The 1,316-nt window shown below is 39.8% G+C and carries 1 protein-coding gene; it reads right to left on the bottom strand.

The annotated features are described in order from the left end of the window. The coding region (locus DCC82_RS16985; protein WP_108430528.1) for an ISL3 family transposase at window positions 1–867 on the bottom strand (867 nt) is incomplete at its 3' end. Between the last annotated feature and the right edge of the window lie 449 nt (window positions 868–1,316).

The raw sequence follows: 1,316 nt of genomic DNA, 5'->3' as shown, positions 1-1,316 counted from the left end.
AATGGAAAGTGCCGGATACTCCTCCAAGATATCGTCTAATCGAAGCCGTTGGTCCTTACGAAGCTTTTCACATCCTTTTAAGAGAAGATATCGAGCCTTTTTCAATGGAGAAAATTCCTTTCTTGCTTGATCCAAGGCTTGGGTCACTTTTTGAACCACATGGTACTTATCGATGACAATCGAAGCAGATGGAAACAGGGCGCGAACCGCCTTATGATAAGGTTCCCACATGTCAAGAATCACCGTTTGGACCATTTCTTTCGACAGGATATTTTGGCTCAACAAGTTGATGGCGGAGTCACATTGGCGATCGGCATGCATTCCCATGACCGATCCGGCTCTGGCATCCATCAATACAGTTTCATACTGATGTCCCTTTTTTACAGCGATTTCATCTAAACTAAGCACCATTCCTTCTTGAGAAGATGCTTCTATCGCTGTTTGACGCTCTTTTGCTTTTTTCGATGCGATGGAGTAATAAATGCGTTCCAATGTTGTATATGGGATGCGGTGCTTTCGGCTAACCTCTTGAATCGTGGAGCCTTCGCAAAGTTCATACAAGTACTCACAAAATCGATTGGTGTAGTGTTGATTGGGTGGAATCGATTCCAAAGAGGCGGAAAACACTTGGGAACAATTCCAGCACCGATAGCGCTTTACCTTTACGAACAAGTACACCGGTTGATGGAAAATCGCCAAATCCCGTACTTTTCTTGTCCGTCTGTCGTGGACAGAGGAAGTGGCAAACCCACAATGAGGGCAACGTTCCTGTGTCTCTGTTTTCTCTACATGAATCGCATAACCATAGGAAAGAAGTTCTTGTTTAATCACTTTAAATTCTGGCAATCCTAGTGGTATAGAAAGCACTTACGAGACCTCCTTAATGTTTATTTCACCGCTAACATTATTGCCAGGATCTCGTCAGTGCTTTCTCTTTTTTGTCACTAAATCACAAAATTTGGTGATGAACCTAAAAAAAGAATGATTCACTAAGCAGCCTTATCCCTAAATTCGATCGGGGTAAGGTTGTTTAGTTTCTTTCTTTTTTGTTTTTCTATGTTTATTTCTTTTTAAAATGGTATAATAAGTAAAAATTTTTATTAATCATAGGTGTAGGCTTTAACAACTTAAAAATTATTGAAGATAAATATTCTGAAATTTTTCAGGGAAATATGTTCCCGAAATAAGCCGCTAACAATTAATAAGCGATAGCACCAATGTTGGGGATGACACCATATTTAATATTTGTAACTATTCACCCCAGTGCTAGTGTATAAAAAAGCCCAGCACAAATAGGGCATTTCGGTCATAGAAAA

The organism is Geobacillus sp. LYN3, assembly GCF_003064505.1.
Classification (GTDB): Bacteria; Bacillota; Bacilli; order Bacillales; family Anoxybacillaceae; genus Parageobacillus_B; species Parageobacillus_B toebii.
This window is presented reverse-complemented; position numbering and strand designations above follow the sequence as displayed.